The following is a 13,504-nucleotide window of genomic DNA, read 5'->3' on the forward strand; positions in this document are numbered from 1 at the left end:
AACACCCATTTTTTATTTTACAATAAAATAATTTTGTGGCATATAAATTATACATTTGAATTTCTCATCTTTGTTTCTTTAAAGTGGGGAAAGTCCATATAAAAATAGATATGAAGAATTATAAAAACACACTATTTTATTTAAGTGTTACTGGCGGCTTTATAGCGCTAATGTATTGGATCATAAGTAAAGGAAAGCATTTAGAAGTGGCAGAAACGATAGTGACACCAGAGAGCGGAAACGGTTCGTGGAGTGATTTTTTAGTGTCGATTCAGCATAACTTCCAAGATCCTTTGGCTATCCTTTTGGCACAAATTATTACGATTATTCTAGTTGCTCGTGTTTTTGGCTGGATTTTCAAGAAAATTGGTCAGCCTTCAGTAATTGGGGAAATTATTGCGGGTATTGTTCTAGGACCATCTTTGCTGGGATTGTATTTTCCAGAATTTTCAATTGCTTTATTTCCTGTTGAATCGTTAGGAAACTTAAAGTTTTTGAGTCAGATAGGACTGATTCTTTTTATGTTCGTGATAGGGATGGAACTCGATTTAAAAGTGCTGAAGAACAAAGCAAATGAAGCCGTGGTAATCAGTCATGCGAGCATCGTCATTCCCTTTACTCTCGGGATTGGTCTGGCTTATTTTGTGTACAATCGATTTGCTCCTGAAGGAGTTAAGTTCCTTTCTTTCAGTTTGTTTATGGGAATTGCGTTGAGTATCACTGCTTTTCCGGTTCTGGCCAGAATCGTTCAGGAACGAGGAATTCATAAAACAAAGTTAGGCGCTATTGTTATTACATGTGCTGCTGCTGATGATATTACGGCTTGGTGTATTCTGGCAGTGGTCATTGCGATCGTGAAAGCAGGAACGTTCGTGAGTTCCTTATACATTATTATGTTGGCGGTACTTTATGTTGTGGCTATGATTTTTATTGTAAAACCATTTCTAAAAAGAATTGGGGATTTATATGGTTCTAAAGACAGTATTATAAAACCAGTTGTGGCGATCTTTTTTCTGGTACTTATTATTTCCTCGTATGCTACTGAGGTTATCGGTATTCATGCTTTATTTGGAGCGTTTATGGCGGGAGCCATTATGCCAGATGTTCCAAAATTCAGGACCATATTTATAGAAAAAGTAGAGGATGTGGCGTTGATTCTTTTACTGCCTTTATTTTTTGTATTCACAGGTTTGAAAACTGAAATTGGGCTGATCAATGATCCGTATTTGTGGAAAGTGACCGGTTTTATTATTCTGGTAGCCGTAGTAGGAAAATTTTTGGGGAGTGCATTGGCCGCCAGATTTATAGGGCAAAGTTGGCGGGATAGTTTGACAATTGGCGCTTTGATGAATACCAGAGGTTTGATGGAATTGATTGTGTTAAACATCGGGTTGGAGCTTAAAGTGTTGACTCCTGAAGTCTTTACCATGATGGTCATTATGGCTTTGGTCACGACTTTTATGACCGGTCCGGCCTTAGATCTCATCAATTATATTTTTAAAACCAAAGATGGGGTTGAGATTTTGGAACCATCAAATGATAACAAATACCGAATTTTAATTTCATTTGGAAACAATGAAAAAGGAAAATCGTTGCTTCGATTGGCCAATAGTTTGATAAAAAAACAGAAAAACACTTCCAGTGTTACCGTCATGCATTTGTCTTTAAGTGATGAGGTACATACTTTTAACATGGAAGACAAAGAAAAAAATAGTTTTTATCCTATTGTTGAAGAATCCCATCTCCTGAAACAGGACATCACCACGATTTTTAAAGCAACGATGGATATTGAAACTGAAATTGCCGATGTAGCCAATCAAGGCGACTATGACTTGTTATTGATAGGTCTAGGGAAATCTATTTTTGAAGGGACTATTCTTGGAAAAGTAATTGGCTTTACCACACGGATCATCAATCCGGATCGTTTGATTGATAAGTTTACCGGCAAAGAAGGCTTGTTTGAAAACTCGCCCTTTGATGAAAGAACCAGACAGATTATTTCTAAAACCAAGATGCCAATAGGGATTTTGATCGATAAAGATTTACAGCACGTAAACCATATTTTTATTCCAATTTTTAGCCCTGAAGACTCTTTTTTGATTGATTATGTGCAAAAATTAATTTACAACAACAATTCTAAAATTATTCTTTTGGATGTAAATGGGCATCTTACGACTAATTTTGTCATGAAGAGCGCTATTGATTCTTTGGAGCAAAAATACCCAAATAACATTGGTTTGATAACCGATAAAATCATTAAAAAGGAATTTTTAGATCAGCAGGATTTAATGGTAGTCAGTCTTGAAAGTTGGAAAGACTTGGTGGACTCCAGAAGCACTTGGCTGAGCGGCGTTCCTTCGGTATTAATTTTAAAACAATAATATGAACTGGATTTTATTAATTTTAGGAGGTCTTTTTGAAGTGGGTTTTGCCACTTGCTTGGGCAAAGCCAAGGAAAGTTCCGGAATGGCAGCCACATTCTGGTTGTGCGGATTCTTGATTTGTCTGGCAATAAGCATGGGATTACTTTACAAAGCCACACTCACTTTGCCTATAGGCACCGCATACGCGGTTTGGACTGGGATAGGAGCAGTGGGAACCGTATTGGTTGGAATTTTTGTCTTTAAAGAACCAGCTGATTTTTGGCGAATATTTTTCATCACCACTTTGATCAGTTCTATTATAGGATTAAAATTTGTGTCGAGTCATTAAATTCCTATATTGAGAACGAAGCTTATTTTGACAGCAATATTATCTTGAAATTTACTCAACTGATTGGGTCCATACCGGTAAAACCCACCTAATCCAAGTCCTTTGTAAATTTGATTCAGTTCGATTCCCGATTCGAAATACCCTTTGTTCAGTGTCTTATAATCCAATCCGATGTGCTGCTCCGGGTTTTGTAAATTACCCCAAGCCACTCGGGATACAATGACTAAAGACGGTTTTATTTTTTTGAATAATGTGACACGGCTAAACCCGTGCTTGAATTGAAAATAGGCATATTGACTGGAGAAAAACTCATTGAAAAACATGGTTTCAAAACTGTTTTTGCCTGAAAAAGTGATCCTTTGAATGATAGTTTCTTTGGTAATATTATTAGGCGAGGTGTTGTACAAATGAGTTAAGGGTATTGCACCAAAAGAATATCCTGCCTCGAAAAGTAAGCTTGTTTTTTGACCGTTTAAATATTTTTTTTCATACTCTGTTTTAAAATCTATTTTGCTAAACTCAAAATCATTTTGCCAGATCTTGGGGAGGGATTGGGTGTATTGAAACGTAAATTTAGGAAAACGTTTTTCAACCTCAATTCGTCCCGTAGGCGTTTGCATATAATCACTAAATGGATTCCAGCGCAAAGAAACCATCGCAGTAGTCATCACGTAATTAGGATATAATTTTCCGTTTAAATTGAAAATATAATTGAATTGTGGCTCCACAGCCGTTCTAGAGAGTTCCCATAAACTTTCGGTTTTTGGAATGATTTTAGTCTCTATAAATGTTTTCCAAGTTACATAATTATAAAAAGTACTGATGTTTATTGGTCTGGGATCATAAATTTTAAAAGGCTTTTTGTCAATTGCAAATACGGTACTGGCAATTTCTCGAAGATCATCCGTATAGGAAACTCCTATCCAGGAATTAGTAAATTTCCCTACACGCGCTGCGATGCCTAAGTTATACTTAAAATCATCATCTTTTGTTCCGTAAGCGGTGTAGCCTTCGACTTTGAAATTTTTTGAAAATCGTTCGTTTGTAGTGCCCCCAATTCCCAATCTAAATCCTTCGTAGTTATTATAGCTAAACAATTTTCGTAAGTCTAAATCGAATTTTCCTATAGGTAAATACCCGTTGATAATTTTCCTGCCAAAACGGAGGCGGCTTTCAATTCTTTTTTTGATCGAAATACTGTCGAGTGCTAGATAGGTCTTTTTGCTTCGGCTGTCTAAGCTGTCTTTTCTGTAAGTGTCCCAAAAAGCTTCTGGTTTATTAATCGCATCGTCTTTGATTTCGATAGTGACGGCTGATTTTTTTATTTGGATTGGAATGTTATATTGGATTTCAAAATTGTTGGTTTGCGACAATAAATAGGTGAAATCCGAGGCTGTTTTTTTTCGTTCTTTAAAATCGTTTTCTACATCACCATCAAATTGAATCGTTCCGCCAAGGATTTTTATATCGTCATCATTTTTGCCCTTTACAATTTTAAAGGTTTTGTCCGTTGGAAACCATAATTTTTCACTGGGAATGTACTTAAAGTTATGAATTCCACTAATGTCAAGAACGCCTTTTATGCGCATTACTGCTTTGGCGACAGCAAAATTATTTTGGTCAATATAAAGTACGCCTTCCAGTCCTGACGCTCTTCTTTTTTTCTTATTCTTGAAGTAAATCATGTAGGTGTTTCTGCCGTCAATGATCAGGGAATCCAACAGTTTATAGTTGTAATCTTTTAGGGCATCATTGGCAATGGGGCTGTTGTACTTGGTCTCAAAAAGTTCGTAACGGGAATCGTAAATAGAGAAGGACTGCAAATTAAATGCAATGATTTCATAAACAGGTTGCTTGAAACCCGCCATTTTGGTACCTAATATAGTTTCTTTTAATGTGCTATTAGCAAATTGATATTGTGATACTTTTTCAGTTTGAAACAGATGTTGCTGACGTACGATATCTTTAAACTTATACTCGGAAGAGTCAATTTTTGAGAACTGATCACCGCTTGATTTTTGGACAAAAACAGAATCGATTCTCCCGTCAATGGAGTCAGGATTTGCGCTTACAATGAGTTTATTATAGGATTTAAACTCGAAACTGTAGAGTTTTTTTTGGGGGTTATTATTGTCTTTATTTTCGATCGCCTTTCGGATAATTGCCAAAGCTGGGTTTTCGTCTGGAACCACCACTTCATTCAGATCATCTGTTTTTTGAGATAGCATGACCACATAATAATTTTTGTTTTTTTCAAGGGTAATTCTGGCTTTGGTGAAACCAATATATGAAATATCAAAGGCTGTAAAGGGAATTGGAGTAACGATACTAAACTTCCCATCCACATCAGAGATGGAGTTTATACCGTCAGTTGTAGTAATCGTAGCAAATGGTAATGGTTTATTGGTTGTAGACTCTTTCACAATTCCATTGACTTGAAACTGCGCCTGTAGCGAAAGCGTTAAAAAAAAGAAGAACACACACAATTGCTTCATAAATAGGGTTTACTGCAAAACGGGTATAATCTCATTTTGGTATCGCAAAAATAACAATAAAAAAATCCGTTCCCCTAAGCGAACGGATTTTTAATAGGATTTGAAAAGGAATTACACCTTCATGATTTCAGCTTCTTTCACCACTAAAAGTTCATCTATTTTACGGATATAACTATTGGTTAAGTTTTGCACTTCTTCTTCGGCACTTTTGCAAATGTCTTCTGATGTTCCTTCTTTTTCTAATTTTTTGATCTCAGTGTTAGCATCTTTTCTGGCATTTCTGATACCCACTTTAGCGTCTTCGGCTTCAACTTTGGCTTGTTTGGCAAGATCACGTCTTCTTTCCTCAGTTAGTGCAGGAACACTGATGATAATTACATCACCGTTATTCATTGGGTTAAAACCAATGTTGGCCACCATAATTGCTTTTTCAATCACGTGCAGCATGTTTTTTTCAAAAGGTTGTAACGTAATTGTTCTGGCATCAGGCACACTGATTTTTGATACCTGCGAAAGCGGTGTTGCCGATCCGTAATAATCAACAAAAACACTTCCCAGCATGGCAGGAGATGCTTTTCCGGCACGAATATTCAAAAATTCTTTTTCTAAATGTGCAATAGAACCGGTCATGGATTCCTTGGTGCTATCTAATATAAATTCAATTTCTTCAGTCATTTTTTTAGGTTTTGGGTTTTGGGTTTTAGAAATTTGGAGCAATCCAAAAGCTATAACCAGGAACCATTAACTATATATTTACTACGGTTCCTATGTTTTCTCCTTCGCAGATTTTCAATAAATTGCCTACTTTATTCATATCAAAAACCACGATTGGTAATTTATTTTCCTGGCTTAATGTAAAAGCGGTTGTGTCCATTACATTCAATCCTTTTTTGAGGACATCTTCAAAGGAAATAAAATCGAATTTTACGGCAGATGGATTTTTTTCCGGATCACAATCATACACACCATCCACGCGAGTTCCTTTTAGAATCACATTAGCATTGATCTCAATACCCCGTAAAACGGCTGCGGTATCTGTTGTGAAATAAGGATTTCCGGTTCCGGCTCCAAAAATTACAATTCTTCCTTTCTCCAGGTGGCGGTCGGCTCTTCTTTTGATATAAGGTTCCGCAATGGATTCCATTTTTAACGCCGTTTGCAAACGGGTTTTCATTCCTTTTTCTTCCAGTGCACCCTGTAAGGCCATTCCGTTGATCACAGTGGCCAGCATTCCCATGTAATCTCCTTGCACTCTGTCCATTCCTGCGCTGGCTCCGGCAACTCCTCTAAAAATATTTCCACCACCTATTACAATCGCTATTTCTACTCCTTTATCATGAATTAGTTTAATTTCGTCAGCGTATTCAGCTAGTCTTTTTGGGTCAATTCCGTATTGCAAGTCGCCCATTAAAGCTTCTCCACTTAGTTTAAGAAGAATTCTTTTGTATTTCATGTGTGTGTTGAGTTGATTGGTGCAAATATAGACATATTCTGTTTTCTAAAAAATGCGTTATTTAAATTTTATAAATTTAGTTTTTCGTACGATTTTTTTGCGGCTTCATAGCCAATGTTAAATACGGCATCCATTTTAATTCGGTTGGTTTCAAACGTACTGTACAGGCATAAATCCTTTGGTTCTATGATCCAGTCGCAGATGTTAAATTTATGCATATTAGAATTTGCCGAAAGAATATCAAAAGCCCGAGTCGTTACCGCTTTGATCGTATTCAAATCTTTGGCGTCTATTTTTTGAATGGGACTCACGTAAACACCAATCAGGGTATCGCATTGTCCTTGCAGGATATCTGTTGGAAAATGATTTAGGATCCCTCCGTCACTATAAATGCTTCCTTTTATTTCATAAGGGGACAAAATACCCGGAAACGCCGAGGAAGCTAAAACAGCATCTGTAATTTTTGTTTCTGGGGCAAATATTTTTAGTTTTCCTCGAACCATATCGGTAGCTGTAATTTGAATTGGAATTTTTAAATCGCCCAAAACAGCCTCTCCAAAAATAGTATGAAAATAACTTTTGAAGGATTCTGAATCAATCAACCCCGCCTTTTTAAAGGTCAAATGTTTCCAATGAAAAAGATAGATCGACTTGAAAAACTCCAGAATTTCCTCCGGTGTCTTTCCCCAGGCATACATTGCACCAACAATAACACCTGCGCTCGTGCCCGCTATCTGAGACGGGCGTATGTTTTTTTCTTCTAAAAATTTGATCACGCCAGCATGAGCAATACCCTTAGAGCCGCCTCCGGAGAGAACTAATCCTATCGATTTTGTTTTTAAATCCATCTTTGTAATTTAGGATAAAAATACACTTTTTGTAGAATTGAAACTGATATAAGTCATCTTTATAGGCCAATTTTATGCTAACTTTGTGTAAACAACTTACGTATTATGAAAATTCCTGTAGCTAAAGCATTATTTAACAGTCATTCCTATACCGATTACAGAAAACTTATTTCAGATTTAATATTGGAAGGAAAATCCACAGGAAAGGAACAATCCGAAAATTTGACGCAGTATAGCACCCTGAATGAAACCCGTATGCATCGTTTGGACAAAACCATTACAATTACGGAAGAAAATCAGATTAAGTTAAAGAATCTAAAAAGTGAATACATTTGGGTGGTAATTTCAGAAGGTTGGTGCGGAGATGCTGCTCAGTTGTTGCCAATCATGAATACAATGGCAGTGCAATCTGGCAAAATTGACTTGAGAATTGTGCTGCGTGATGAAAATGAAGAATTAATGAACTTATATTTGACGAACAAAAAAAAATCAATTCCTATATTGATCGTTGTCGCTAAAACAACAGGCGCTATACTCGGTAGTTGGGGACCAAGACCTAAAGCTGCTGCTGATTTGGTTGCGGATTATAAAAAAGAATTTGGAGTTATTGACGAAACTTTAAAAACCAACTTACAACTCTGGTATTTGCACGATAAAGGGATAACAACCCAAAACGAGTTGATTGGTTTAATGGTTAATATAGAGGTGTAATTTTTAAGTCAATACGCATCAAATTTTGAATAGTCTAACCTATTTTGTTTAAAAAGTGATTATAGGAAGTCAGGCATGTACTTTTATGGTAGCATGTCTTAAAACCAATATTTAAAAAAATATCTGATATTTATCAAGTTATTGATACCACAACACCTGTTTTATTGCTATCAGAGTTGCAGATTTAGGATTATTGGTCTCAAATATAGTTCAACCGTGTAGACTAAATTCTATTTGCCAGTTATAGCAGGAATCAATTTAACAAAGTTATTCCACGAGAATCCTTTTTTTGTAGTTTTGTTAAAAAGGAATAGTTGTGATAACAGACTTTAATTTATTGGATTTAAATAAAACCTATTCGTATGTGAATTATCTAACTTGGGAATTTCAGAAAAAAATGGAATTAAGAAGGGGAGAGGATTTACTTCTCCTGATCTTTCCGCATCGCATGATAATACGCAGCACGGCTCAATGGTTCGTATTCTTCGGTTTCGCCCAGCATGACGAGTTTGTCATTGTCGGTTTTGCGGAAACTGTAATTCGCGAGATTTCCCGTGCGGGTACACACGGCATGGACTTTGGTTACATATTCAGCAGTTGCCATTAAAGCAGGCATCGGGCCAAAAGGATTTCCCTTGAAATCCATATCCAATCCGGCCACAATAACACGGATTCCCTGATTGGCCAAATCGTTACAGATCTTGACAATTTCGTCATCGAAAAACTGTGCTTCGTCAATGCCCACTACATCACAACCTTGCGCCAAAATTGCAATATTTGCGGCAGCGGGAACGGGCGTAGAACGGATTTCATTAGCATCATGAGAGACCACCATTTCATCATCATAGCGGGTGTCGATTGCTGGTTTGAAAATTTCGACTTTTTGCTTGGCAAATTGCGCTCTTCTCAAACGACGGATCAATTCTTCGGTCTTACCCGAAAACATGGAGCCACAAATGACTTCGATCCAACCAAATTGTTCTTTGTGATTTACTGTATTTTCGAGAAACATTTTGTATTTTTCTGACTTAAAAAATGAATAGTTTTTATTGCTTTATAATAAAGAAACCGACTTAAAAATTGTATACTTTTACGTCGTTTCAAAAGTATAAAATTTATATCAAATGGGAGATTCGAGAGCACTTATTTAAAAAAATAAAAATCGTGTTCACAAAGATTCCCTTTTCTTGGGACGATATCAAACGGAATACGAAAACGCATCAAAAAAGACCCGCTTAACACCCTATAATTTCAACAGACATGAAAAAAAAATTGGAAGCCGATTTAATCAGCATTGCACACAGAATATTACAGCTAAAGAATAAATCTGATATCAATCAATTATATCTGGAAACACAGAAGTTATATGAAAAACTTTCTGTCTTACGATTTGTGGACGAACATTTCAGTGAAGCAAAACCAACCATTGGTATAACGGAAATCAGCAGAGAAATCGCAGCTGTTTTTGATACAACTGATTCCGTTCAACCACAAACAGTTGCGGTACTAGAAGAAACAATAGTTGAAGAAACAGTAGAAACGACTTTGGAACAAACCCAAGAAATAACTCCTTCAGAGGAACCGGATCCAGTTGCAACGGAAGAAGAAAGTGCCGTGGAAGTCCAAGAAACTGAAGCTGATAAAATTCCTGAAGAGGAAATAATTATTGAGGAAGCAGCTGCTGAGAAAACTATCGAAATGCCTTTAGAGCAAGCCGAAGCGCTACTTGAGGAGCATGAAAAAGAAGAGGAAATGGTAGTCGGCGAAACAGTTGTTGCTACGGAAACGGAAGCAGAGGATGAGACAGCAGAACCGGAAGCGCCTTTTGAACCTGCTTTTGAATTATCACAGGAAGAAGAAACGCAGACGGAATTGGAAATGCCAAAGAAAGCGCAAGCGGTGCAAATCTCTTTTGAGGATTTATTAGGAGGCAATTATCACGACACGCTTTTTGTAAAAAAACAGCAAGTAGATAACATTCCAACAGCAATAGTTATTGAAACTCCAAAAGAAAATCTACAACCTGAAGAACCGGAATCAGAAAGTACTCCCGCAGCACCAACCGAAAAAGTAGAGCCAAAAATAGTTTCGCTGAACGAAAAATTAGCCAAAGGAATCAATATCGATTTAAATGACCGCATTGCTTTTATAAAACATCTTTTTGGAAACAGCAGCGAAGATTACAACCGCGTTTTAAATCAATTAATCACATTTGATACCTTCTATGAAACTAGAGATTTTATCCAGGAAATGGTAAAACCGGACTATAACAACTGGGAAGGAAAACAAGAGTATGAAGAACGTTTTATGGATATTATAGAGAAAAAATTTTTGTAAATCGCCTTGAATTGTTCTGAATATACATTTGAACAAATACAGACTTTCTTTAAATTTTGTATTTAATTATTTTATCTATGTCAAAATTATACATCGTTCCTACGCCTATTGGCAATCTCGAAGATATGACTTTTCGAGCGATTCGGATTCTTAAAGAAGTCGATTTGATTCTCGCCGAAGATACGCGTACAAGCGGAAAATTGTTAAAGCATTTCGAAATTGGCACTCACATGTACAGCCATCACATGCACAACGAACACAAAACCATCGAGAATTTAATTTCGAGGTTAAAAGCCGGAGAAAATATCGCCTTAATCTCAGATGCAGGAACGCCAGCGATTTCTGATCCTGGTTTTTTACTGACCCGCGCTTGTGTTGAAAACGGAATTGATGTGGAATGTTTACCGGGTGCAACGGCGTTTGTTCCGGCATTAGTCAACAGTGGTTTACCCAATGATAAATTTGTTTTCGAAGGTTTTTTGCCTGATAAAAAAGGACGTCAAACTAGATATTTAGCGTTGGCAGAAGAAACCAGAACGATGATTTTATATGTTTCTCCACATAAATTAGTAAAAACTTTAGCGGAATTCATTACCTTTTTTGGCGAAGACCGCCAAATATCGGTTTCCAGAGAATTATCCAAACTACACGAAGAAAATGTTCGCGGAAGCGTGAAAGAAGTGGTCGATCATTTTAATAAAATAGCACCAAGAGGTGAAATTGTCGTCGTGATCAGTGGAAAAACTATCACTAAAGAACCTAAAAAAAGTAAATTTTCGGAAGAAGAATGACCCATAAAAAACTATGAATTTAGAATCCTTTTTAGATAAATTAAAGCAAACGCCAGAAATAATCACGTTTGCAGAAACCATCGCAACAATTGAAGATAACTACGATTTTACTCCTACGGCATTTGAGAATGGTTTGCAACACAATGCAGCTGGAGAAAATTCAGGATCTTGCAAGTTGTTTGCTTTCGCTGAAATTCAAAGTTTATCAGAAGCAGCAACATTAGCCTGTTTTGGAGCGTATTATTACGAAGATGTTTTGCAAAATCCAAACGGAACAGATCACCAAAACATCCGCAATTTCATGAAAACCGGATGGGATGGAATTGCATTTTACGGAAGTGCTTTGGTTTCAAAATAAAATTACAATCCGATGTCAGGTCGAGCGCAGTCGAGACACATCAGTTGGTCTCGACTGCGCTCGACCTGACAAAATTCTTAATACAATTTTATAATTCCTAATCAATATGCGTTGGACCCTAAAACCAAAACCTTCCGAAAATGCCGTTCAACATTTGGCGAAAGCATTGAATGTAGAAGATTTTGTGGCCACTTTATTAGTACAACGCGGCATTGAAACTTTTGAAGATGCCAGACGCTTTTTTCGTCCGAGTTTAGATGATTTGCACGATCCGTACTTGATGAAAGATATGGAAAAAGCAGTTTCTAGAATCGAAAAAGCAATTGAAAATGAGGAAAATATTCTTGTTTTTGGCGATTATGATGTCGATGGTACCACCGCAGTTTCTCTCGTTTCTTCCTATTTAAAAACCTATTATCCAAACGTGGCGACTTACATTCCGGATCGTTATGATGAAGGGTACGGAATTTCATTTAAAGGAATTGACTTTGCTGATGACAATGGGTTTTCACTTATCATCGCTTTGGATTGTGGTATAAAATCCATTGATCATGTGGGGTATGCCAAAGCAAAAAACATCGATTTTATCATTTGTGACCACCATAGACCAGGAAATTCTCTGCCTGAAGCCGTTGCTGTTCTCGATCCAAAACGTGATGATTGTAATTATCCTTATGATGAGTTGTGTGGTTGTGGAATAGGTTTCAAATTGATTCAGGCTTTGGGTGTCAACCGAAACCAGACAATTGAGGATTTGGTTCCGTATCTGGATTTAGTATCGGCTGCCATTGCCGCTGATATCGTTCCGATGACCGGAGAAAATCGGGTGCTGGCTTATTTTGGACTGCAAGTTATAAACACGGATCCAAGACCAGGAATCAAAGCTATAATCCACCAGATAAAAAAACAAACCTTAGACATTACCGATGTTGTTTTCATCATCGCTCCCAGAATAAACGCTGCCGGACGGATCAAACACGGCAATCATGCGGTAGAATTACTAACCGAATTTAATTTTGAGCAAGCCCAACAATTTGCTTCTGAAATTGAGGCATATAATTCTGAACGAAAAGATTTAGATAAATTAATTACCAAAGAAGCGTTGCAACAGATTGAGGAAAATAATGAAAAAGAACGTTTTACTTCCGTAGTTTTTCAAGAAGATTGGCACAAAGGAGTAATAGGAATTGTTGCTTCCCGATTGATAGAAACCTATTATCGACCAACACTTGTTTTTACCAAAAGTGGGGATAAATATGCGGCTTCGGCACGATCCGTAAAAGGATTTGATGTGTATAATGCACTCGAAGCGTGTACAGAATATTTGGAACAATTTGGCGGTCACATGTATGCTGCGGGAATGACATTGGCGGCAGAAAACTATCAAATCTTTAAAGACGCTTTCGAAAAAGAAGTGGAAAGAACCATTCATTCGGATATGTTGACACCCGAAATTGCAGTTGACGCCGAGATTGATTTTGCGGATATTACTCCAAAATTAATTCGGATTCTGAAACAATTTGAACCGTACGGACCACAAAATATGACCCCAATTTTCCTGACTAAAAACATCAAAGACACTGGTTATGGAAAACCTATGGGTCAAGAAGAGGAACACCTAAAACTTTTTGTCAAACAAAATAATTCCGAAGGTATTGCTGCAATTGGTTTTAACTTAGGTGACAAAATGGAACTGACTACGCATCAAAAACCTTTTCAAGCGGTCTATTGCATTGATGAAAACGAATGGAAAGGAAAAACAAGCTTGCAATTGCGATTGCGAGATATTAAAGAATGAT

General features: G+C 37.0%; 12 protein-coding genes. 7 read left to right on the forward strand and 5 right to left on the reverse strand.

The window, feature by feature from the left end:
• Positions 1–110 precede the first annotated feature (110 nt).
• Positions 111–2,381, forward strand: a complete 2,271-nt coding sequence (locus EKL97_RS01750) for a cation:proton antiporter (protein WP_126567900.1) — start codon at positions 111–113, stop codon at positions 2,379–2,381.
• A gap of 1 nt (position 2,382) precedes the next feature.
• Positions 2,383–2,712, forward strand: coding sequence for a DMT family transporter (locus EKL97_RS01755; protein ID WP_126457989.1), 330 nt, complete (start codon positions 2,383–2,385; stop codon positions 2,710–2,712).
• Here the strand turns inward: EKL97_RS01755 and EKL97_RS01760 are convergent.
• The 4 genes from EKL97_RS01760 to EKL97_RS01775 all read right to left on the reverse strand — a co-directional run bounded on the left by EKL97_RS01760 (position 2,709) and on the right by EKL97_RS01775 (position 7,508).
• A complete protein-coding gene (locus tag EKL97_RS01760) occupies positions 2,709–5,207 on the reverse strand; it encodes a DUF5686 family protein (protein WP_126567901.1) in 2,499 nt (832 codons plus the stop codon). The two genes, EKL97_RS01755 and EKL97_RS01760, sit on opposite strands and share 4 nt — an antisense overlap.
• Positions 5,208–5,318: 111 nt before the next feature.
• Positions 5,319–5,882, reverse strand: a complete 564-nt coding sequence (gene frr, locus EKL97_RS01765) for a ribosome recycling factor (RefSeq protein WP_126451955.1) — start codon at positions 5,880–5,882, stop codon at positions 5,319–5,321.
• A 70-nt stretch (positions 5,883–5,952) separates the two neighbouring features.
• A complete protein-coding gene (pyrH, locus tag EKL97_RS01770; RefSeq protein ID WP_126458007.1) occupies positions 5,953–6,660 on the reverse strand; it encodes a UMP kinase in 708 nt (235 codons plus the stop codon).
• Between the two features lie 68 nt (positions 6,661–6,728).
• The gene (locus EKL97_RS01775) at positions 6,729–7,508 is read right to left on the reverse strand and encodes a patatin-like phospholipase family protein (protein WP_126567903.1); all 780 of its coding nucleotides are present in this window, start codon (positions 7,506–7,508) and stop codon (positions 6,729–6,731) included.
• A gap of 105 nt (positions 7,509–7,613) precedes the next feature.
• Here EKL97_RS01775 and EKL97_RS01780 point away from each other — a divergent pair, with 105 nt between their 5' ends.
• Positions 7,614–8,219, forward strand: coding sequence for a thioredoxin family protein (locus EKL97_RS01780; protein ID WP_126567904.1), 606 nt, complete (start codon positions 7,614–7,616; stop codon positions 8,217–8,219).
• Positions 8,220–8,640: 421 nt separating this feature from the next.
• Here EKL97_RS01780 and EKL97_RS01785 read toward each other — a convergent pair whose 3' ends face one another.
• Entirely contained in the window at positions 8,641–9,231 is a 591-nt protein-coding gene (locus tag EKL97_RS01785) for a thymidine kinase (RefSeq protein WP_126451959.1), read from the reverse strand.
• A 248-nt stretch (positions 9,232–9,479) separates the two neighbouring features.
• On the opposite strand from EKL97_RS01785, the gene EKL97_RS01790 reads away from it, so the two are divergent.
• The 4 genes from EKL97_RS01790 (at position 9,480) to recJ (ending at position 13,503) form a co-directional block, all read left to right on the forward strand.
• A complete protein-coding gene (locus EKL97_RS01790; RefSeq protein ID WP_126458016.1) occupies positions 9,480–10,556 on the forward strand; it encodes a hypothetical protein in 1,077 nt (358 codons plus the stop codon).
• Positions 10,557–10,633: 77 nt separating this feature from the next.
• A complete protein-coding gene (gene rsmI / locus EKL97_RS01795) occupies positions 10,634–11,347 on the forward strand; it encodes a 16S rRNA (cytidine(1402)-2'-O)-methyltransferase (RefSeq protein ID WP_126451961.1) in 714 nt (237 codons plus the stop codon).
• A gap of 13 nt (positions 11,348–11,360) precedes the next feature.
• Positions 11,361–11,705, forward strand: coding sequence for a HopJ type III effector protein (locus EKL97_RS01800; protein WP_126553003.1), 345 nt, complete (start codon positions 11,361–11,363; stop codon positions 11,703–11,705).
• 106 nt (positions 11,706–11,811) lie between these two features.
• Positions 11,812–13,503 (forward strand): single-stranded-DNA-specific exonuclease RecJ, encoded by a 1,692-nt coding sequence (recJ, locus tag EKL97_RS01805; protein ID WP_126567906.1) that lies wholly within the window; start codon positions 11,812–11,814, stop codon positions 13,501–13,503.
• Position 13,504: the final 1 nt, after the last annotated feature.

Source organism: Flavobacterium sp. LS1P28, from assembly GCF_003970335.1.
GTDB lineage: Bacteria > Bacteroidota > Bacteroidia > Flavobacteriales > Flavobacteriaceae > Flavobacterium.